The 22,406-nt window shown below is 62.0% G+C and carries 14 protein-coding genes; 1 reads left to right on the forward strand and 13 read right to left on the reverse strand.

The window, feature by feature from the left end:
- Positions 1-529: 529 nt before the first annotated feature.
- Positions 530-2,530, forward strand: a complete 2,001-nt coding sequence (rpoD, locus tag M0D66_RS20235) for an RNA polymerase sigma factor RpoD (RefSeq protein WP_200575239.1) — start codon at positions 530-532, stop codon at positions 2,528-2,530.
- Between the two features lie 62 nt (positions 2,531-2,592).
- On the opposite strand, the gene M0D66_RS20240 is transcribed toward rpoD, so the two are convergent.
- The 13 genes from M0D66_RS20240 to M0D66_RS20300 all read right to left on the reverse strand — a co-directional run bounded on the left by M0D66_RS20240 (position 2,593) and on the right by M0D66_RS20300 (position 22,303).
- Positions 2,593-2,982, reverse strand: a complete 390-nt coding sequence (locus M0D66_RS20240) for a hypothetical protein (protein ID WP_266211417.1) — start codon at positions 2,980-2,982, stop codon at positions 2,593-2,595.
- Between the two features lie 359 nt (positions 2,983-3,341).
- Entirely contained in the window at positions 3,342-4,358 is a 1,017-nt protein-coding gene (locus M0D66_RS20245; protein ID WP_266211418.1) for a M48 family metallopeptidase, read from the reverse strand.
- A gap of 19 nt (positions 4,359-4,377) precedes the next feature.
- Positions 4,378-5,484 carry a YjgN family protein gene (locus M0D66_RS20250; protein ID WP_093635145.1) on the reverse strand — a complete coding sequence of 369 codons (1,107 nt, stop codon included), beginning with the start codon at positions 5,482-5,484 and terminating at the stop codon, positions 4,378-4,380.
- Positions 5,485-5,631: 147 nt separating this feature from the next.
- Positions 5,632-6,429: a YfaP family protein gene (locus tag M0D66_RS20255; protein ID WP_266211419.1), complete on the reverse strand. Its 798-nt coding sequence runs from the start codon at positions 6,427-6,429 to the stop codon at positions 5,632-5,634.
- A 22-nt stretch (positions 6,430-6,451) separates the two neighbouring features.
- Entirely contained in the window at positions 6,452-7,231 is a 780-nt protein-coding gene (locus M0D66_RS20260) for a YfaP family protein (protein WP_266211497.1), read from the reverse strand.
- A gap of 152 nt (positions 7,232-7,383) precedes the next feature.
- Positions 7,384-9,204, reverse strand: a complete 1,821-nt coding sequence (locus M0D66_RS20265; protein ID WP_266211420.1) for a DUF2300 domain-containing protein — start codon at positions 9,202-9,204, stop codon at positions 7,384-7,386.
- An 11-nt stretch (positions 9,205-9,215) separates the two neighbouring features.
- The gene (locus tag M0D66_RS20270; RefSeq protein ID WP_266211421.1) at positions 9,216-14,009 is read right to left on the reverse strand and encodes an alpha-2-macroglobulin; all 4,794 of its coding nucleotides are present in this window, start codon (positions 14,007-14,009) and stop codon (positions 9,216-9,218) included.
- Positions 14,006-14,701, reverse strand: coding sequence for a DUF1175 domain-containing protein (locus tag M0D66_RS20275; protein WP_266211498.1), 696 nt, complete (start codon positions 14,699-14,701; stop codon positions 14,006-14,008). Before M0D66_RS20275 ends, M0D66_RS20270 begins: the two co-directional genes overlap by 4 nt.
- 36 nt (positions 14,702-14,737) lie before the next feature.
- Positions 14,738-16,528, reverse strand: coding sequence for a DUF2138 domain-containing protein (locus M0D66_RS20280; protein ID WP_266211422.1), 1,791 nt, complete (start codon positions 16,526-16,528; stop codon positions 14,738-14,740).
- A gap of 489 nt (positions 16,529-17,017) precedes the next feature.
- Positions 17,018-18,226: a PLP-dependent aminotransferase family protein gene (locus M0D66_RS20285; protein WP_093635125.1), complete on the reverse strand. Its 1,209-nt coding sequence runs from the start codon at positions 18,224-18,226 to the stop codon at positions 17,018-17,020.
- Positions 18,227-18,349: 123 nt separating this feature from the next.
- Positions 18,350-19,522: an FAD-binding oxidoreductase gene (locus M0D66_RS20290; RefSeq protein WP_093635124.1), complete on the reverse strand. Its 1,173-nt coding sequence runs from the start codon at positions 19,520-19,522 to the stop codon at positions 18,350-18,352.
- A gap of 156 nt (positions 19,523-19,678) precedes the next feature.
- The gene (locus M0D66_RS20295; protein WP_054040185.1) at positions 19,679-21,178 is read right to left on the reverse strand and encodes an aldehyde dehydrogenase family protein; all 1,500 of its coding nucleotides are present in this window, start codon (positions 21,176-21,178) and stop codon (positions 19,679-19,681) included.
- 282 nt (positions 21,179-21,460) lie between these two features.
- Positions 21,461-22,303, reverse strand: a complete 843-nt coding sequence (locus tag M0D66_RS20300; RefSeq protein ID WP_093635123.1) for a MaoC family dehydratase N-terminal domain-containing protein — start codon at positions 22,301-22,303, stop codon at positions 21,461-21,463.
- Positions 22,304-22,406: the final 103 nt, after the last annotated feature.

The following is a 22,406-nucleotide window of genomic DNA, read 5'->3' on the forward strand; positions in this document are numbered from 1 at the left end:
ACCGCTTCGTTCTGCGTCGCTGCATCAGCAGCAGAGAAACGAGATTATGGAGAACGACCGACAGGTCGTCAACCCCCTTTTGTGAATTTTCTTTTGACCAAGTGCGATTTGACGCCGAAACATGCGCCCCACTATATGTAGCAAGATCGACGGAAAGTCATCCGGTCGTGCGGGAGTGGCCGACATAGCCTATAGTGAAGAGCCTGCATACGCGCACGACGAGCAGTTGAAGTGCTGCCTTCTGCCCCCACCTGAACTTACGGATGACAGGCGATGAAGGGACCCTGCGACAAGAGCGCATGACAAATTGGTGCGCTCATAATGCGCGCGAAGGCGCAAGCTCGTATATAATGCGAGCCGCGCGAATTTCGCACATTTCTATCGGCCCGCTTCGCGCGGGCTCATCTTTTTTGCTCCCCAGAGCACAGCCAAACAACCGCGTTGAGTCACTCAGGTGATGTTGAGCCATGCTCGAAACGCCTGACGGTAGCGTCTTGCGTCTCATAGCGAAGCCTCTAGAGGAGAATACGTGAACCCTTTTGATCGCGAAGATTCGCAACACGAAACTGCCGGATACACCGCCAAGGCGCCCGCTGGCCGTACGGCCAAGGGCAAAGGCGCAGGCAAAGCGATCCCCGTAGCGGCCGAACTGCCGCCGCAACAAGCTGAAGAACGCCAGCGCCAGATGCGCGCGCTGATCCAGCTGGGCAAGGAGCAAGGCTACCTGACCCACGCGCAGATCAACGACCACCTGCCCGACAACTTCGCGCAGACGGCGGCGATTGACAGCATCGTCAGCGCCTTCAACGACATGGGCGTGCAGGTCTACGAGCAGGCCCCGGATGCGGAAACGCTTCTGCTCAACTCGAACGCCCCCGCCGTGGTGTCGGACGATCAGGCAGACGAGGAAACCGAAGTCGCGCTGTCGACCGTCGATTCCGAGTTCGGCCGTACGACCGACCCCGTGCGCATGTACATGCGCGAAATGGGCGCAACCGAGTTGCTGACCCGCGCGGGCGAAATCGCGATTGCGAAGCGCATCGAAGACGGTCTTCACGAAATGGTGCAGGCGATTGCCGCTTGCCCGCTCGCGATCTCCGCCATTCTGGCGAGCGCCCAACAGGTTGCGGACGGCGAACTGCGCATCGACGAACTGGTCGACGGCCTGAATGAAGACACGGTTGCGGCGGAAGAAGAAAGCGCGAGCGCGGACGCAGCAGCCGACGTCGACGCAGACGCCACCGATGACGACAGCGATAGCGAAGACGACGACGATGCCGGCCCGGCCGACTCCTCGGCAGCAGACGAAGCACGCCTGAAGCAACTCACCAGCGATTGCCTGGAAATCTTCGCGCAAGTCGGCATTCTGTCCGACCAGCAGAACGCCTCGCACACGCGCGGCGACGTCAGCTCGAAGGCTTACCTGCGCGCTCGCGAAGAGATTCAGCAGCACCTCGCCAAGATCCGCTTCACGGCACGCACCATCGACCGCTTGTGCGGCGACGTGCAACACCAGGTCGCGCAAGTCCGTGCAATCGAACGCCGCATTCTGCAAATCGTCGTGACGAAGAGCGGCATGCCGCGCGAGCAGTTCATCGAATCGTTTTCGGGTCATGAAGCCGATCTGGGCTGGACCGAGCGTGCCGCGCGCGGCACGTCGACGTACGGCGCGGCGCTGGAGCGTCACCTGCCGGCAATCCAGTCGGAACAGCAGAAGCTGATCGACATCGAAGCAACCGTTTCACTGCCGCTCAAGCATCTGAAAGAGATCAATCGTCAGATGGTCGCGGCCGAGTCGAAGATGCGCAAGGCCAAGAGCGAGATGATCGAGGCGAATCTGCGTCTCGTGATCTCGATCGCGAAGAAATACGTCAACCGCGGCATGCTGTTCCTCGACCTGATTCAGGAAGGCAACATCGGTTTGATGAAGGCGGTGGACAAGTTCGAATACCGCCGCGGCTGGAAGTTTTCGACGTATGCAACGTGGTGGGTTCGTCAGGCTGTGACGCGCTCGCTCGCCGACCAGGCGCGCACGATTCGCGTGCCGGTGCACATGATCGAAACGATCAACAAGCTCAACCGCATTTCGCGCGAGATCCTGCAGCAGACCGGTCAGGAAGCCCATCCGTCGGTGCTGGCAGAACGCATGGAACTGTCGGAAGAGAAGGTGCGCGGCATTCTGAAGATCGCCAAGCAGCCGGTGTCGATGGAAACGCCGGTCGGCGACGACGGCGACGCCACGCTGGGCGACATGATCGAAGATTCGGCAGCTTCCTCGCCGGCCGACGCAGCGATGCAGGCCGACTTGCGCGCCGCCATCGACGACGCGCTCGACTCACTGTCGCCGCGCGAAGCGAAGGTGCTGCGTATGCGTTACGGCATCAACACGAAGTCGGACCACACGCTCGAAGAAGTCGGCAAGCAGTTCGACGTCACGCGCGAGCGGATTCGTCAAATCGAAAGCAAGGCCATGCGTAAGCTGATGCATCCGAGCCGTGCAGATCGTCTGAAGTCGTTCCTCGACCGCTAAGCCAAGCCGGTCGTTGCGCTTGTCGTGCGCCATGCACGGCAAGCGCATCTCCCTCTCCCCTTTCAAGCAAGCAACGAGATGATCCCACCAATGGTGAGTCCCGCTGCCAGCCAACGCCCAGCCGTGTAGAACGCATTACGCTCTTCATGAGGCTGATCCGGGCGTTCGAGACCCAACGTACCGTACGCAAACGCCTTGACCGCCGAGGTATCGGTCGTCGACGCGCTCCCCCCCGCTGAATCGCTTACTTCACCGTCCTGAATCGCATTGCCCTCTTGCGCCGCCGTCGCTGCGCCTTCGGCGGAGATGTGGACGGCGTCGTCCTGTTCGGATGTATTCGACGCAACAGTCTGCGTGGCCGTGTCGTCCGCGTTGTCCGTTACGGACCGGCTCTTCATCATCGCGCGATCCGATTCCGGCAATGTCGACGACAGCGCACTGTCGATTTGCATGGCAACCTCCGTTTATTTCGCCCAACGCATGCGCCGCCCCAGTTCGCCGTGGCAATGCAAACAGAACGCTCGCACACGACGGTTCGACGCACAACCGCTTACAGGATCTATCGACGGCAGTACGCCAAAACTTGAGCGCTGGAAAGAAACGGTAAGTTCCATCGGACGCATTGCTCCGGCCCGAAACGTATCCGACGGCTGCGCGCGCAACACGCGGTTCTACAGAACGAATTCCATAGGTCGATTTGTTGTCCACAGAAACTGTTCAGAAGCCTGTGGATATCCTGAGCAAGAGTCACCCAAGTCGTTGAGCGCATTGCTTTTCACATCTACGCTTCCGACACGACAGGTCGCATCGCTCACGGCTTCCCGCACATTGCCCGAACCGCCGCCCATTGCTGCGCCGTCAATGCACTTTCGCCGACAGGTGATCCCTGATTCAGCTTTTCCCGGTCGAGCGTACGCGGATGATCCGACAGAAACTCAATCGTACCGCTGCCATTACGCTTCTCAGTCAACGCAAAAAATCCCGCGAGCCCATCACTGCGCAATCCGCTCGCTTGCAGATAGGCAACGCCGTTCGCATCGGCGAGACGCTCCATGTCACGGCTATACGATAGTCCCACCAATCGCCCCGCCAGTGACGATACGTCTGCGAAACCAAGATGGATGCCCAGGGTTGTGCTGATCAGGGTGATACCGGCGCTGCGAAACAAAGCGGTCAACGGATCGCGCCGCGCGATATGTCCCGTCTCGTGCGCCATCACGCCGGCCAGTTGATCGGGATTGTCGACGCGCTGGAACAGCCCGCGCATGATGATCATGCGTGCGCCAGGTAGCGTGAGTGCATTGACCGTCTTGCTGTCGATGACCACCACGCGTACCGGCTGCGCGATCCCCGCCGCGTGAGCGAGGCGCGCTTCGAGTTGTTCGAGCGCGCGTTGTCCGTCGTCGCCGCGGCACACCCGATGCTTACCGACCACGACCGACTCCACCATCTCGCCAAGCCGGTTTTCCGCGCTGCGCGGCACAAGCGCCGCGCCAGCTGCAGGCAGTCGCACGACGAGTACGAACGCAAGCGCCAGTGCCGCCACGCCGATCGTGACCCAGCCCAGATAATGCCAACGCTGCCCGCGCGGCGCCGTCATCTGCACAGGTAGTGCAAAGGCATCGGCCAACACGCGGCCCGGTTCGCCTTTGCACGACAACGCGACTCTGCCTTCCGGGTCGGGCTCGCCGACGATCAGCCGCGCACGCGGCCAAACCGCCAGTTCACCCTCAACACCGTCGATCGACAGAACCGCCTCGCTCCAGCGCAGCGTTGCCACATGAGGCGCGGCGGTATGGCCGTCGTAATAGCGTGTACCGCTCGGCACTGAAGACTCCACAACCGCGTCAGAACGCGCCGCCATGATCGAGCAGGTTCAGCATGCCTTCGCCCGTGCGCGGCGGCTGCTGATCGCTTTGACCGAGCGTCTGCGGGTCGAGTTGACCGGACACCTGCAGCGTATCGGCTGCGAAGCGCATCACACGATGCAGCACGATCGGGAAACCCAGACCCAGCGTAAAAACGATGATCGCCAGATTGCCCAGCATCATGCCGAGCAGACGCCCGGCGGTAATGCTGCTGCCGAAGCGCAGTTGCGCGCCAAGCGTCGTATTGCCCATAACATGGCGCGTCACCAGCGCCAGATAGAAGCACTGAATCAGCAACGCGCCGACGATAAATAGCACGTAGAACAGGAATATCGAGCCGAATGCGGCGAACGCGGCGGGATCATGAGCCTTCAGCGGCGCATGCCCGATGGGCAGGAACGCCATGATGCTTTTGAGGAAAACTGCCCCGAGCACGACGAACAGCGCGACGATGCCCAAAAACGTGCCGACGAACGCGCCATACAGCGCACGTGCGCGCCCTTCAAAATGAAACGGCAGGCTGCCGAAACTGCTCGCGTTGATGCGTCGCTCCGCCAGGCGCATGGACACCCACGGCACCATCTGTCCAAGCGTGACGATGCACAGCAGGCCATACAGCAATGCGTACGCACCATAGACCCACGACGAGCCGGTCATGCCGCCGCGGATCCCACACCATTGGGTGCGGCTCAAGCGGTAACGCTGCGCGCTGAAATACGCCCCTGCTGCGATCACCGCGATCACGATGTAAAGAACAATGATCGGCACGAGAGCCAGTGCAGCGCTCCCAGTGATGGCGCGCAGAATCGCGCTAAGAATGCCTGCACCGACAATCGCGCCAAAGATAATCGCAATCGCCAGTAGAAAACCTTTGAACAGTTCGCCGCCCGTCCCGGTGTACTCAAATCGCTCACCTTGAAAACGCATGCGCGACCAGATATATCGACGGTTATTCGTGGTGGCCCAAAAACGATAAATGCCAAGCGTGATGATCTGCAGCAACAGATTTTTGATGAATATCCCGTACAGCTCTCCAAGCTTGCCGTCATAGCTCAACAGCGGTTGCTTCTGGTCGAGTGAGTTCATTTTTTCTTCCCCCGGCTGGCAAATATACGTTTTTGAGGCCCGCGTACGCATAAGCAAGTATGCATGGCGGGCGGGTGGTCTTTCCTTCGCAAAACTGACTACGACAGCGTGAAAATTTGAAATCTGGCCCGCAAGAGAGCAACTGTTTTACGGCATCACGAATGTTTTCACGAGCGTCAGCTCGCCTGCCTTACGCATCGGCACCCGAATGGTTTCGCTCTTTTCGTTCGGCGTGTTCTCGTTCGTGATGATCGTCACCTGCGCGACGGTCATATCGCTGCCGCTGTTCCCGCTACCGTAGTAATTCACATAGACCAGATACGTACCCTTCAAGGGCGCCGCCGACGAGTAAATCTCCGGCCCGTAGCCGGTCGTCACATCCACGTCGAGCGCGCCGCCGTTCGGCGCAACGCGATCGCCATACCAGGTGTGTGCGCCGTCCGGCGACACCACGTGCAAGTCCAGATCGGTGCCGTCGGTGTCCCATGCGAGCAACACGCGCAACGTGGGCTGCGTCTTGCCACTGTAGGCGTCGTAAAACTGCACGCGTTTGCGCGAGCCATCCGGCGCCCACAGTTCCACGCTATTGCTGCCGGACGGAAACGCGTAAGGCCGCGAAAACTTGCCGTCTTCCTCAACGCGCTGCGGCAACGGCGTGCCGTCGACCACCAGCGTGCCCACCGTAGTACCTTTCTTCTTCGGCGTGTTGCGGATCTGCCCTTCGATCAGCGCAAATTTCGACTGCCCTTCCGGCGTCGATACCGACACCGCCGGGTAATGCACGTCCTGCGTATAACGCTCGCTGTCACCGCTGGTGTTGCGCCAGCCGTTCAACGGCGCGCCGAAGTCGATATCGCTCGCGTGCGCCACCGTGGCGCCCTGCAAGCAGGCGACGACGAGCATCATCCAGCCAGCCTTCACCCACCCCGTCGTCTTGACCTTCATCGTCACTGCTCCCATCCCGCTGTCAGAGTCGCTCGCTTTTCACGAGCTGCAGGTCGCCGATCTTACGCAGCGGCACGACCATCGTTTCACGCCGCTCGTTCGGCGTGTTTTCATTGAACACCAGCGTCAACGTCGCGGTAATCACGTCGCGCTCGTGCGCGGCGGCGTCGAAGTTGTAGCCGGTCGAATCGAAGTTGCCCCAGTAGTTCAGAAAGAACAGCCACGTCCCGTGCTCGGGCGCCGCCGACGAAAATATTCCCGGCCCCGCACCGTCCACCGAATCGACATCGAATCCGCTGCCGTCTTCGAGCGTGGGGTTGGCGAAGAACGCGTGCAGACCGTCCGGCGTAATCACGTGCAGATCCACCTGCGCTTTCGGATCGTCCCACGTGACGATCGCGCGCAGCTTCGCCTGCGGCTTGCTGCGGTCGGCTTCGTAGAACTGCATGCGCTGGCGCTGCTTGCCGTCGGCGGAAATCAACTCGATGCTGTTCGAGCCCGCGCCAAATGCCCACGGGCGCGCGAATGCGCCTTCGTCGTCGGTATAGAGCGGCGTTGGATTGCCGTTGACGACCAGTGTGGGCGGCTTGCGCGCGTGTTTGTCGATATGTTTGAGGCGCCCTTCGATCAGCGTGCGATAGCGTTGCGCGCCACGGTCGACCGGCGGCCGGGGATACGCCGCGACGAAGTGCTCGCCTTCGTTCGTCAGCCCGCTGTGACGCCAGCCGCCGAATACGCCGGTGAGGTCGGCGAGCGCACCGCCATTACCGTCCGTGCCGGCGGCTTGCACGTTTGTCGTCATGCCTGCCGCCAGCACAGCCGCGGCCACAGCAATTGCCATGTGAACGCGAACACCGCGCGCAAGAGGTGCCAAAGCAACGGCCGCAGGAATGCGAACGCGGCGCATCACAGGAAGCGCACGGAACACGGCAGAAAGCGAACGCGAGGCGGTGTTCATTGGATCGGATTGTCGGTACGAATCAGCGTGCGCGCGGTACGTTCGACGAAGTCTTCATCGAGGCCACGCGGATGATGCTGGAACGCAAGGTGAATATATTCATGCGCCAGCGCGATACGGTCTTCTTCGGTCTGCAGGCGATACACGTACACGCGATTGCGCTGCGCATCGGCATACGGCCGACCTTCGCGCACCGCGCACACGGCCGGCAGATCGGGCGTTTCGTAGCCGGGCGCGCCGTCCATACGCCGCGCCCACAACGGCGCGTTGCGCTGCAGCCATTGCTGGGCGCCGGCCACCTGGATGCAATCGCCGGACAACGGACTCTCGAACGACGTCAAGGTCGCTTGCGGCCAGGTGCGCGAGAGAATGGTGTCGAACGTGAGGCCGGTTTGCGCGGACGCCTTCGCAGCGAGCCAGCTCATCTGACCGGGTGCGGCCTTGTCGTGGTGATACTGAACCGGCACGCCGGTGAGCACCAGCGCGTCGGTCAGATCCGCGGCGCGACGCGCGGCGGCAGTCGGCACACGTGGCAGGACGCGCTGCGTGCTGCTGCTGTCATCGATACGGAAGCAGCCGTGATCGTGATTGCCGTGCTGCACGACGTAGGATCGCGCCGCCACCGCCAACGCTTTGGCCGCTTCCGGTTGGCTCGTGTCGCCTTCCCGCTCGACCACTCGCGCGACGTAGTCATTCATGCCGAAGCGGCCGACTACTTGCGGTGCGCCTGCAGCGTCGCGATCGAGCCGCAGTTCGCCTCGACTTTCCACACGCGCCCAGTTGCCATTGACGAAGCCAATCCGGAACTCGCCACGCAGCGGCCCGTCCGGCACCGCAGCCGAACCTTTGTCGCCAAGCACCTGGCGAATCGGATAACGGCTGAAGAAGTCGACCAGCACGCACGCGTTGTCGTCCGGGACGGTGACTTGTGTAAGCAACGGCGCGATGCGCGGCGCGGCGGCCGCCAGCACACGCGCGCTGCCGCCGGCGCCGCCGAGCCATACCGGCGTGCCATCGGCAAGCCAGCCTGCTGCGCCGCCGATCGAGGCACCAGGCCGCGTGGGATCCGGCATCGTCCAGGTTTTGGCCCGCAACAGGCTACCGTACAGCGACACGGTGCCTTCGCCGCGTCCGCTCGTCAGCACCGACACCAGCGTGTTCGCCGCCGCTTCGCGCGGCTTGGCCCGCATCGCCTGCAATGCGGCGAGCAAGTCGGTCACGGGCACGCGGTGCGTCGGCGCCATCGCGTGAAGGTCGCGCAGCCATGCGGGCGCATGCGCGGCCGTCCAATACTTGCGCCAATCGGCGGGATCGAGTTGCAGGCGTGCGGGCTCGAAAAAGCGTCCGCATGATTGCACCAGCGCATGTTCGCGGTCGATGTGCCCGCCCGTCATGCAGCAATACACTTCTTCAGGATCGCCGCCGCTGCAGGTGTAATCCGGCGTGGCGATATTGCGATCGACCAGATAGCCATAGACGAACAGCTTCCACACGCTGCCGAGCGGCGTCTCCAGCGTCGCCGGCAACGGACGCGCCGACTGGGGCACGAGGCCGTCTGCAGCGCCGCCGGCGTTGAACTGCCAAAGCTGCGATTGACCATCGCGCAACCATGCGAAGCGCAGCATTTGCGCCGAGGACGCAACGGACGGCGAAGTTGGCGATGCGGTTGACGACGACTTTGCCCCCGCAGGCAGTGACACAGTCGACGCCGCCATCGCCGCAGCCGCACCGCTAAAAACACACCCCACTCCCACGGCGAGCGCGATCCGCAGCGTAGCTGCCAGACGATCGCGCGAGTGCCGAAGAGCGGAGAACATAGCGATCTCGCTTATTGAATACGCAGAGTCGTCATGCGATCGCTCCTGCCGCCTTCGAACGCCTTGGCGTCCGGCTGATACATGCGGAAGTAGCGTGCGGGAGGCAACGCGAACGTACCCGGCAACGCAAAGCGCACCAGTTGCCGCAGCGTCACCGGACGATCGAGCAAAGGCACCGGCTGGTGATACGCCAGCTCACCCATCTCGTACGAAGCGGCACGCGCGAACGGCTGCGGACCGCTTACCCCCTCCTTCTCGCCCGGCAACCCGTCGATCGACACACCCCAGCTGGTCGCCTCCACATCGCCGCCCGGCGGCAGCGGCACGTCGAGCAGACCGTAGTGGTACGCGTTGCCGGAGCGCGGCGTGAGCGTGACTTCGTCGACGTACAGCGCATTGCTATCGATCGCATCGCCCTGCTTGACCAGGCGCGCGGTAAAGGCCGAGCGGCCCAGTTGACTCTCGGCGGCCCCTGCCTTCTTCGGATCGACCTTCACTTCGAGCGGCTCCAGCTTGTAGAAACGACGTTCGACGGTGATGTTCAGTCGACTGTCCTCGCTCGTATGACTGCGGAACGAAACCAGCGCGTTCACGTCGGTGCGCGCGCCGCCTGCGTCGAGCGTGACCGGCAAAGCGGCGCCGGTCCACTTCCACAGCGGCGTACCAGTCGGCGTCGCGGCGCGCGTCCAACCCGCACCTTGCAGCGACGGCAGCGAAACCGGCGCCGTGTCGCCACCAAGCGCTTTACGCACCCACAGCAACGTCAACGCGCGATCGAGCGTCGGGTAGTCGGCGCTGCTCTTCGCGAGCAACGCAGATGCATCGATCGCCGCACCACCATCGCCACCCGTCATATAAAGCAGACTCTGCACGAGCGGTGCGGGATCGTTGGCCAATGCCGTGCGTGCAGCACTCGCCGCTGCATCGAAGCCGTCCGGCAGTTGAGCACTCGTGCTACGCGCCATGTTGGCGACCAGCAGCGTCGCCATCTGCTTGCCGCGCGGCGAATCGGCTTGCGCGAACACGATGCTGTCCGACGCGCCATATGTGCCGTTGCGTGTAGGGGCCGAAGCATTGGCCGAGGCCGCTGAATCGCTCTGCAAGTCCGCCGCAACACCCGACACCGGCGTCGCGACCGGCAGGCCCATCTGCTGCATGAACCACAGCGCCAACGCGCGATGCAGCAGCGGCTCTTTCGCACCGGCGTCGCGATAGACGTCCATTGCATGCTGCCAGTTGTCGGCGGGCAGCGTAATGCCGAGGCTGCGGCTCGCGAGCCAATCCGCGTAATACGCGTAGGCGGTGATCAGCGAACTGCCGCCAGTCGTATCGCCCCACCAGCCGAACGTGCCGCCGACACCGGCCAGCATCGCCAGACGTTGGCGCTGATTACGCAATAGCGCTTCGAGCCCTTGCGTCGAGCTAGTGCTATCGCCGCGGCCGATCGCATCGTGTGCGAGCGCCAAAGGAATCAGGCGGCTCGACGTCTGTTCGGCGCATCCGTAGGGATAATTGATCAGATCGTCGGCAACGCGCGCGAATTGACTCGTGGCGCTGCCGATGAAACGCACGCTAACGTCCTGCGCATCTTGCGGCAGATTGAGCGGCTTGTTCGAGCCGTCGAGCGCCGCCGTGTTCTGATGCAGATCGAGCCAGCCGCTCGCATCGAGCTGGATGGTGGTCTGCAAGCGATCCACGTCCTTACCCGCCCGACGCAGGCTCGCGTTGATCACACCGGCCTTCAACGCGCCGGTCGGCAGACGCAGGTAGTTCGCGCCGCGCTTGAGCGTGACTTTCTGATTCAGCGAGAGACCGCCGCCGTCGACCACCCACTCGGCGTCCATATCCGCGTCGGTCTGATTGAAGGCGATCATGTCGATGGCCGGCTGATCGTTGACGCGGAAATGCGAAGGCCCGCTCCACTTGAGATACAACGCCTTGTCCGAACGCACATACGCGGTACGTTGACCGACCATGCCGTCGGGCGCCGCCGCGCGCACGGTGACGCGCCAGCGGGCCAGCGAGTCCGGCATCTTGAAGGTCATGGTGGCGTGACCGTTCGCGTCGGTCTTCAGCGTGCCTTCCCACGCAGCTGTGTCCTGATCGTCACGACGCGGCCGTTCGAGCACCTTCACGCCACGCTCGTTGTAGTTGGCGCGTTGCGGGCCGCCCGGCGCACCCTTCAACGGCGAGCGCGCAAGATCGTACGTAATGAACGACAGACTCGACGACGTCCGCACATTGTTGCGGCGCGGATGATAGAAAAAGTCGACGATATTCGGTGCGATTTCCGGCTGCAGCACGTAGACCATTTCATCGACCACGCTGACCGTCAGATTCGCTGCTTCCGGCTTGCCGTTCAGCGTGCTGTCGAAGTTGAGCGTGACCGTATCGCCCGGACCGTACACCGGCTTGTCGCTCTTCACGTTCAATTCGATCTGCGGTTGCGCGACCACGATGCCTGCATTCTGGAACACGTATTCGCCCGCATGCACGTACAGCACCGAGAACGTCATGTTCGGCGCGAATGCTTCACCGACCTTGATACGCGCTTTCCATTGCGACGGCGCCACGCGTTGCAGTTGCAGCCAATCGCCGCCGGCTGTCAGCAACGCGCGATGTTCGACGTTGTCGCGCTCCAGCGTCAGGAGGGCATCGTCGACCGGCAACGGGAACGTGATCAGCGCTTCGGCGGTATCGCCGATCTTGTACCGGTCGCGATCGAACACGATTTCGACGCTGCCCGGAATCGCCTTCAGACCATCGCCGGCCACCCAATGACTTGTAGCCGCGAGCAGGTTGCCGGTGTCGTCCTTGACCGACAGCATGTACGAACCCGGTTCGTCGAATTGCACCGGGAACGACAGCTTGCCTCCCGCGTTAGCGCCTTTGATTGCGCCTTCGCCATGAGTCTGCGATTCAAGGCGCGTCCAGTCCCACTTGGCCGGCGCATGCGAAGACGGATCGATCGTACCAAGCGCTTGCAGATCGAAATTGACCGCTTCCTTCGGCTGCGAAAACGATTTGGCCGTCGACAAGCGATACGGCGTCGCGCCGCGCGCGATCAACACCTCACGTGTCACACGCACCTTGTAGGCCGCGCCGTCCTGCGCGAACAGGGTCAACGCATAACGGCTCGGTTCTTTTGCAGCGGGCAGCGTGAGGCTCGCATTGCCGTCGCTATCGGTTGTGAGTTCCTGCTGTTCCAGCTTGACCGGAAACAACCCTGCGTAGCGCAGTTCACCATCGACGATCGTCACTTTCTGCGCACGCAGCGTGACCGAAACCTTGCTGTCGCGCACCGGCTTGCCGTCCGGATAGCGCAACTGGATCTTGCCCTTCAATTGCTCGCCCGTCGCATAGTCGGCTTTATCCATCGACAGGTTGACGTCGAAATGCGGCTTCACATATTCGGCGACGCGAAATGCGCTGCCGTATACATCGCCGTTGTAATCGAAACGCAGCGTATAGCCGCCAGCGGTGGCATCAGCGGGCAACGTGAAGGACGCGTCCGCGCCCGTATCGGAAACAAAATGCACCTTGCTGGTCGCCACCGGCGCGCCGTTCGGATCGAGCACGTCGAGCTTGATATCGGCATCTGCAGGCGCGGTGGATTGCGTCGCGTTCTGGAACGTGCGGCCGATGAACTTCACATGCACTGCGTCGCCCGGCCGGTACATCGGACGATCGGTCACCGCGTAGATCTTGGTGTTGTAGATCTCGCTGTCGTAGTAGAAATTCTCCGAAACGAACACGCCACCTTGCGGATCGGTGCCGAGCACGTAGCTGCGCTCGGGGCTAACGTGTTGCAGCACCAGTGCGCCGTCGTTACCGGTGGTGCCACTTTGCAGCACGCCTACGCCGTCGGTCCAGTTCACGTCGGTATTCGCTACCGGCTTGCCGTTATCGCGCCGTGTGGTCCATACCAGCATGCCACTCGATGCCGCTTTCACGACCGCGACCGTGTCCGATACGAACAGCAAGGTATGCGCGCGATAGTTGCCGATCACCGCCTCAACGATATACAGCCCCGGCGGCAGCTTGCCGACCGGAATCATCACGTTGCCCGAACTCGCTTCGATGAAGTTACTGCTGCTGCCTTCGAGATTGACACCCTTCGGCGGCTGGATCACCTTCGCGTCCCAGATCGGATAGCGGAAGCGCGCGACCATGTCATAGCCCTTCAGCGGCGCGAACTGCGAGTTCTGCTGGAATTGCGTCTGCTTGCCGGTCTGCTCGCCGAGCTTGAATTGCGGCTCGGCTTCGGTCGCCTTGCTGCGCGTCGCGAACGACAGCACACGTTGCCAAGCGCGGCGCGCTTCGGTGAACCAGCGGTCCCACAGATAAGCCAGCGTATTCGCGAGGCCCTCGCCCTGATAATTCGGCGCGACGTTCAGGCGATGCAGATTCTTCTGCGCCTTCAAAAAATCCAACGGCTTCGGCACGCGATACACAACGATGTCCGCACCGCCGTATGCTTGCAGCGCATCCTTGAACTCGCGACCGGGCGCTTCGAGACGCACCTGCGCCAACTGATCGCTGCCGAAGCTCGCATCCGAGAGCAGGAAGAATGGCTGGCCGTCGACCTTCTGCGACGCGAAATTACTCGATGGCGCTGTTTGCAGCGTCGGGTTCGCGGCGATGTTGGCATCGGCGGCGCTGCTCGAGGCGGCGTCGTCGGCATAGGCCGTTGGTGCGATGGCGAGCGTCAAGGCCGCGAAGAGCGCGACCACGGTGATGCCTGCACGACGTTTCAGGTTGCCGAGCCAGGCGCGCGACGCGTTGACGGAGTTCATTCGGGTCATGGTGTCAGAAAGTCCAAACGAAACACGCCAACGAAATTCGGATTGCCGTCGAGCGGCTGCCAGCGGGAATCTTTCCATTGCATCAGGTCGGAGACGGCCACGGTGCGCAGACCGGGATCGGTCGGCGTAACGGTGCCTGTGTGATAAGCGATGTAGCGATCCAGCCAGATCATCAGATGCTGGTCGTCGCCCTGGTCGAAGAACAACAGGTCGCCAGGCAGCGCCTGGTTCACGTCCTTCGAAACAAAACGGCTATTGCGTTGAATCAGTGCGATCGCCGATGCGTACGCGCCGGTGGAACCGTCGAGCCGCGTCCAGCGATTCGCGATTCCGCGTTGCGACGTGGACAGTTGCAGCTCGGGCGGCATGCTGCTGGTGTCCGCGAGACTGGTCATGCCGTTCGCGCGCAACCATTTGGTGTCATGCGGCTTGAGCGTCTCGCCGACGGCAAAGCGCACGAGGCCCGCGCAATCGCGCTGCGTCCAGCGCGGCGTCGGGCCACGGCGCATTTGCTGGTCGACGATGCGCACGAACCACGCGCGAAATGCAGCGGATTGCTGCGGCGAAAGCGCGTCGGGGTCGGGCGATGCGGTTGTGCTGGTGAGCGCATTCGCGTACGGCGCGAGGCCGGCCATAACGAGCGCTGACGCAGCGCGCGCGAGCCAGATACGGCGCGCCGCGCGGGCATTCATCGTGAATGCCACGTCGGGGACGTGAAGGCGGCGCACTTAGTCGCCCTCAGTGCCGGGCTGATCTGCAGGCGAGTCTGCTACTCCCGCGGCGGCAGCGGGATCCGCACCCGCCTTCGCGCGATCGAACCACCACTCCACCGGCACCCAACCTGTCGACCCTGGCAAGTTCTGCGGCAGCGTCAACGAAACCGGCGGGTAGTGCGCCAGCGCATGCAGCTTCGGCACGAGGTGAGTGCGCGACGCGTTGCGGAACACCGCTTCCTGATCCGCCGGCAAGGCCGCGCCCGCTTCGCGTTCGATCAACGCAGCCGCGGACGAAGGTGTCAGCGTGAGAATCGTGCGCGGCAGACGCTGCGGCGCGAGCGTATCGGCCAGCGCCGGATAACGCTTGTCGAGCACGGCGAGCGTGTCGTCGACCAGACGTGAATCAGGAGAGAAAATCAGATAACCGTGCGCCAGTGCGAGCGTCACGGGGAAATAGCGCTCTGCAGACAGTTGCGATGCGAACGACGCCTTGCTGGACAGCGCCGTACCGGAGAGCGCGCTGACCGGCCGTTGCCACACGGTAACGCCGACGCCCTGGTCACGCTTCGTGACCGGCAAGCGACGATAGCCCGAATCGGCATCACCGGATTTGGCGGCCTTCGCCTCGTACGCGCCGATCACGTCGCCAAAGGTCTTGCCGAGCGCGGTCTGCAGCGCAGCGATGCTCGTCGCGTCCTGTGTCTTCACGCGAGCAACGAACACCGGCGCAACCAATGTGGATTTCGCATACCAGCAAACGGCCGCGGGGCCAGTGAGCTGATCGCCGATCGCAGAAGCGCCATCCGCGCCCACATCGGCCACCTTGCCCAACAAGCCCGAGGCTTCTTTCCAGTCCGCTGGCAAGCTCGTGCACGCTGCCGGATTGGCCGGTAAGGCACGCCACAAGTCGGCGCTATTCCACGCCTGCGGCAACTTGCCCGGCTCGATCAAAGCGGAAGTCTGCCAGTTCGCCGCAGCGCTGCCGTTCGGCGAAAAATCGAATCGCAGTGCGTCGATGCCGGAGAAAAATGCCTGATAACCAAACGACAAATAATTGGCCGACACCACCAACCGGTGGCCCTTCGGCGCATCGCCCGGCGCGTCCAGCTGATAGGCGCGCGTCGCATCGTCGCGGCCGGAAGAAAGCATCTCGGACACGGCGTCGGCCCGCTCGCCCAGCAAGCTGCCTTTCGCGTCGAGCAGCACGCCCGGGGCGGACATCACGACAAGGCGGTCGTCCTTCGTGGCAAACAGAATCGTGCGGCCAACCGCCAGCTTCAACGCGTACACCGGCACGTCGCCGGAGAGTTTGGCGACCTGGCTCAACTGCGAGTCGCTCGCGGCGACGTTGCCGAAGCCTTGCAGCAGCTTCGCCAGGCCGTTGCGGTGCATCGACATCACCCAGTAACCGAGGCGGCCGTTCGGCGAGCGCCACAGCAGCACATGCGCGGGTTCGTCGAATACGCGGCGGATCAGTTCATCGCGCCAGTCGAGTTGATGTTCGAACGCGAGACGGCGCAGCGCGCCTTCTGTGGACAAGCGCGTGTCGTTTGATTCGTAATAGTCCACAAAGTCTTGAGTCAGCACGTCGTGCAACAGCGGCACACGTAAAATGTCGCGCGGCAAACGTGAGAGCGCTTCGCTGTCGATCACCGCATCTGGGTGATGAATATCAAGGACGATTTCGCTGGTCCCAGCGGCTTTGCGGTGCCCGAATGGACGCCACACCGCCTGAATGACGATGCCGGCCACGACCAGAAGACCGACTACCAGGATTGCAATCTTTTTTCGCGACATCTTCATCTGATTTTTTCTGGTTCGATGCGACGGTATTAACGTGGATGGCCGATGAATTAACTCACCGAAATCATTCGCCGAAGGCAGCGATGATAACCGATATTTTTAGTCCAAAACCAGCGGTACTCGCCATTTAACATTCAGCCATGTTTCAGGAGTTTGACGGAAATATTGAACGAGCGAAATTAAATATTTTGAAAACGCGCTCGTCTGAAGCAACGACTTGAGTTAAACGGCAGCGGAAGGCGGCGGCATACACAGACGGGAACGCTTGCGCCCGTTGCCGGCTTCAACGGCGCACAGATGGGCCTGCGAGCATAGTCCGACCAGGCGCGGCCTTATGCTGCTTTACCGGATCGGGATGGTTATGCTAAATCCCAGCGATTTAGCATCTGCATAAAAAAACCCGGCTACGCACTACGTGCTCACCGGGTTATTTCAGGTATTGCCCTTACTGCTTTACCGCCAATACTATGTTAGCCGCGTTAGCCGTCATCAAACCAGTGCGAGCGCCTGCTTCATTCTCTGCACGCCGGTTTCGATTTCAGCGACGCCGGGCGCTGCAAATGACAGACGCAGTGCCGTCAAATCGATATTGTCTTTATAGAACGCGACGCCCGGCACGAACATGACATTGCGCTCGATACAGGAACGCAGCGTGTCGGACGCATTCTGCCCACCCTTCAATCGCGCCCATACGAACATGCCGCCGGCAGGACGATGAAACGCGATGGCGTCACCCAGATGCTCATCCAACGCGTCGCACAGCGCGCGGCACTTCACGGCATAGGCGTCGATGATCTTCGGCAAATGACGCTCCAGCGCTCCACTCGCGAGATATTCGGCGGCGATCGCCTGGGTCCACGGCGAGCTGCACAGGTCGACGGTCTGTTTGGCAACCACGCAGCGGCGCAAAATTTCCGCGTGCGCGATCATCCAGCCGACCCGCAAACCCGGCGCGACGATCTTCGACAGACTCGAAAAATGCACGACCCAGTCGCGTGAACCGGGCACCTGATCGCTCAACGCGAGCAGCGACGGCAACGCCGCGCCGCTGAAACGCAGGTCGCCATAGGGATCGTCTTCGACGATCAGAAAATGGTGACGCGCCGCCAGCTTCAACAACGCCATGCGGCGTTCGAGCGACAGGGTTGCGCCGGTTGGATTGGCAAAAGTCGGCACGGTGTAGAGCAGCTTCGGTGGCCGCGCTAATGTGCCCACTTCGGTGCCCGCTTCGAGCAACGCGGCCAGCGCGGCGACATCGAGTCCATCCTGATCGACCGGCACCGTCACCACGTCCGCCTCTTGCAGCTTCAGTGCCTGCAAGGTCGCCGGATAAGCGGGCTGTTCGACCAGCACCACGTCACCCGGCGCGACCATCACGCGCAGCAGCAGATCAAAGCCTTGCTGCGAACCCGTCGTGACGAGCAATTCCTGCGGCGTGCAAGGCGTACCGCGCCGCGTCATCAAAAGCGCGAGTTGGTCCTTGAGGACGGCGAGGCCATCAGTCGGCCCATATTGCAGGCAGAGCGTGGGCTGCTGCGACGCACGCCCGGCGGCCGCATCCAGACCCTCGCGATCGAACAGATCGCTCGCCGGGTAGCCGCCGGCAAACGAAATCATGCCGGGTTGCGCCAGATACTTGAACAGCTCGCGGATCGGCGAACCGGTCGGCGCTTCGAATGCAGGATTGAACGTGAACATGGTGACGGGCCGTTTATCTTATCGATGGAAGATCCGCGTCGATTGTGGCCATGGTCCGGGTGGGCGGCAAACGATATCTACGCACTACGTATTGCGTTTTCCGCATCACCTCGAACGCGCGGGCTAAACCACGTTCTTCTCGACGATCGGCCGGTTTTCGAGCACACGCGTGAAACTCAGCGAACCGAGATCGAGCGTCGTATAGCGGCCATGCAGAATCAATTCGCTGATGCCGCGGCCGGTTGCCGGGCCTTGTTGCAAACCATGCCCGCTAAAGCCATTGGCAAAAATGCAGTTATCGACGTCCGGGTGGTAGCCGATGATTGCGTTCTGATCGAGCACGTTGTATTCGTAGTAGCCGGACCAGCAGTTCTGCACGCGCAGCGCCTCGAATTGCGGTACGCGATGCGCGAGCGTCGGCCAGATCACGTCGTCGAATAGTGCGTGATCGACTTCGTCGAGCGGCAAATCGTCGGGATCGTTATCCGCTGACGGCGATGTACCGCAAATGAACGAGTTGCCCTCAGGCCGGAAATACACGCCACTAGGATCGATCAGCAAAGGACAGTGTTCGAGTCGCGCAGGCGACGTGACATTGAAAATACTGCGGCGCCGTGCGAACACCGGAAGATCGATGCCGGCCATCTGTGCAACCTTGCGCGACCAGGCGCCCGCTGCATTCACTACGAAATCGCAGGCGTAGACCTCGCCATCCGCGGTTTGCACTTGCGTCACGTGTTTGCCGTCGCGATGCAGCGCGGTGACGTCGGCGGCAATGTAGCGCGCGCCGAGCGCCTGCGCTTTCTTGCGCAGTGCCTGCACGAGGCCGTAACCGTCGAACCAGCCTTCACCACTTTCGCCGTAGGCGCCGGCAACGAGGTCTTCGGTATTGAGCCAGGGAAAGCGCGCTTGCAATGCGTCTTTGTCGAGCAAACTGATATCGGCGCCAAGCCGCTTTTGCAGCGCGTGATTCTCACGCAGAGTCGCCTCACCGGCGGGCGTAGCGAGAAACAGATAGCCGCCTTCGTGCAGATCGATCGAGGGCTTCGTGCCGTCGATTTCGAGCCGCTCGCCGATCGAGCGCAGAAATTCGATGCCGAATAGCGACATCTGAATGGAAAGCGGTGTAGAAAATTGCTGGCGAATGGATGCAGCCGATAATGCCGACGACGAACGCGCATACGTCGGATCACGTTCGATCACCGTCACGCTGACCGACGGATCATTAAGCTGCAGAAAATACGCAACCGAGCTGCCGAGCACCCCACCGCCGACGATCACGACTTTGGAACTCACGTCTTACTCCACGAGTAGCGTGGCCGCTCTGAAACGGCGGGCGGCGCAAACGAATTGCTGAAAGAAGTTGTGAACAGCGGCGCATGAATGCGCCGCTGCTTTCTGCTGAACGCTCTACTGATCGATTGCTTTATCGCTGTAGTGCTACTGGCGGGATCAGTCGATATTGAAGTCGATGCCCTGCGCGAGCGGCAACGCCGACGAGTAGTTGACCGTGTTGGTCGCGCGGCGCATGTAGGCCTTCCACGCATCCGAACCCGACTCACGACCGCCGCCGGTTTCCTTCTCGCCACCGAACGCGCCGCCGATTTCCGCGCCGCTCGGTCCGATGTTCACATTAGCGATGCCGCAGTCGCTGCCCGAGTCGGACAGGAAACGTTCAGCTTCGCGCAGATCGGTCGTGAACACGCACGACGACAAACCGTGCACCGCTGCATTGTTCGCCTCGACCGCATCCGCGAAATCCGAATAGCGCAGCACGTAGAGAATCGGGGCGAAGGTTTCTTTCAGCACCACCGCCGTTTGCGACGGCATTTCGACGATCGCCGGACGCACGTAGTACCCGCCTTCATGGCCCTTCACCTCGACGCGCTCTCCGCCGAACACCTTGCCGCCTTCGGCCGTAGCCTGCTGCAGCGCTTCCTGCATGCGTGCGTACGATTGCTTGTCGATCAGCGGCCCCATCAACGTGCCCTTTTCGAGCGGGTTGCCGATCGGCACCTTGCTGTACAACTGCTTCAGACGTTCGATGGTCTTGTCGTACACGCTCTCGTGCACGAACAGGCGCCGCAGCGACGTGCAACGCTGCCCCGCCGTACCCACGGCCGAGAACAGGATGCCGCGCATTGCGAGTTCGTGATCTGCCGTTTGCGCGACGATGCCCGCGTTGTTGCCGCCGAGTTCGAGCAGCGAGCGACCGAAGCGCTTCGCCACTTCAACGCCGACCGTGCGGCCCATTTCCGTGCTGCCCGTCGCGCTGACGATCGATGCACGCGGATCGGCCACCAGTTTCGCGCCGACATCGCGGCCACCGTTGATCAGCGCGGTCAGGCCGGCCGGCGCGTCGCCGAATTCCTTCAATGCTTCGCTGAGGATCTGGTTGACGGCAAGCGCGGTCAACGGCGTCTTTTCCGACGGCTTCCAGATCACCGCATTGCCGCACACCAGCGCCAGCGCCGCATTCCACGACCACACTGCGGCCGGGAAGTTGAACGCCGAGATCACGACGCACGTACCCATGGGATGCCAGGTTTCAGCCATACGATGGCCCGGGCGTTCCGAGGCGATTGTCAGACCGTACAACTGGCGCGACAGACCGACCGCGAAGTCGCAGATGTCGATCATTTCCTGCACTTCGCCCAAGCCTTCCTGCAGGATCTTGCCGGTTTCGAGCGTGATGATGCTGCCAAGTGCGTGCTTCTTTTCACGCAGACGATTGCCGAGCAGGCGCACCAGTTCGCCGCGGCGCGGCGCCGGAACGTTGCGCCAGGCGGTGTACGCCTCTTTCGCATTGGCGAGGGCCGCGTCGACTTCCGCCACCGTGTTGCTGGCCACACGGCCAATGAGTTCGCCGGTGATCGGCGAATGAACCGCGATGTCGCCGGCTTGCGCCGCGTGGGCGATGCCGAGGTCGGCGAGGATGGTGGAAGCGTCCATGAGAATCCCTTTAATTTCCGATGCGAAACAAGAGTAAGTTCGGAAACTATACACGCGGGATTTTGTGGCGGCAAGGGTATTTGCCCAGGGGCGGGGTGCCTGGACATGCGAGTTGGCTTGCTGGGGTTGATTCGAGGGTACACGGGGCAAGCCTGTGCGGACTGATTCCCGCGTGGTTAGCGGCAAATTAGCGGCGCTTCGGCAGATGCGGTTCGTTTCTTATTGGAAATATTCTTGTCGCGCCCAGCAGTCCCCGTTCGCTTTGGCTTTGATCCCGGTTGCCTATTCAAGCGCGGCCGTACCGCGCATCGTCAGATAACCTTCATGGTCTTTGGCCCACAGATCGACGGTCCTACCGTCGGCAGAAAGTTTGCCGCATACCGTGAAAGCCTGACCAGAGAAGGTGGGCCGCAGCGCCTTGTACGCGAAGCTTTGCACCACCGCGTCCGGTTGTTCACGGCGTACCAGATCGACCAGCAGCGTCGCGATCAGCGGACCATGCACGATCAGCCCGGGATAGCCTTCCACTTCGGTCACATACGGGTAGTCGTAGTGAATGCGATGACTATTGAAGGTCAGTGCCGAGTAGCGGAACAGCATCACGGCGTCCGCATCGATCGCACGGCTCCACGTTTCGCCCTCGGGGGCGAGTGCCGCTTGCGGTGGTCGGGCGCCCTCTTGCGGCGCATCGCGATAGACAATGTCGTGCTCTTCTTCGAGCTTCAGTTCACCGCCAACTTCAATCGTGTGCTGCACCGTCACGAACACGAGACGGCCCGAGCGGCCGGTCTTGTCTTCGATATTGGCGATGGTCGACGTGCGTCTCGCATGCTCGCCGATTTTGAGCGGCGCATGGAACGTCAGCCGGCCACCGGCCCACATGCGGCGCGGCAACGGCACCGGCGGCAGAAAGTCACCGCGCTTCGGATGACCGTCAGGCCCGGCATCCGACAGCGGCGCGACCGGCAGGAAGTACAGCCAGTGCCAGAGTGGTGGCACCGTATCGCCGCTTTCTTCCCGGTCCAGGGTGGCGGCCATTGCGGTCAGCGGAAAGGCGGTGATGTCGTCCTCAATCACGACCTCTTTGTCGAGCCAGCTATCGAGGTTCTCTGGGGCGGCGGACATGGGCAAAGTCTCCGAATACGCTGTTTGGTGGGCCAGCTAAGGTTTTACTACGAACTTCGCGTCAGGTTTCGCGAGGATTGCGTTTTCGATACCTCCGAACCTG

It is taken from the genome of Paraburkholderia sp. SECH2 (assembly GCF_030464795.1).
GTDB lineage: Bacteria > Pseudomonadota > Gammaproteobacteria > Burkholderiales > Burkholderiaceae > Paraburkholderia > Paraburkholderia aspalathi.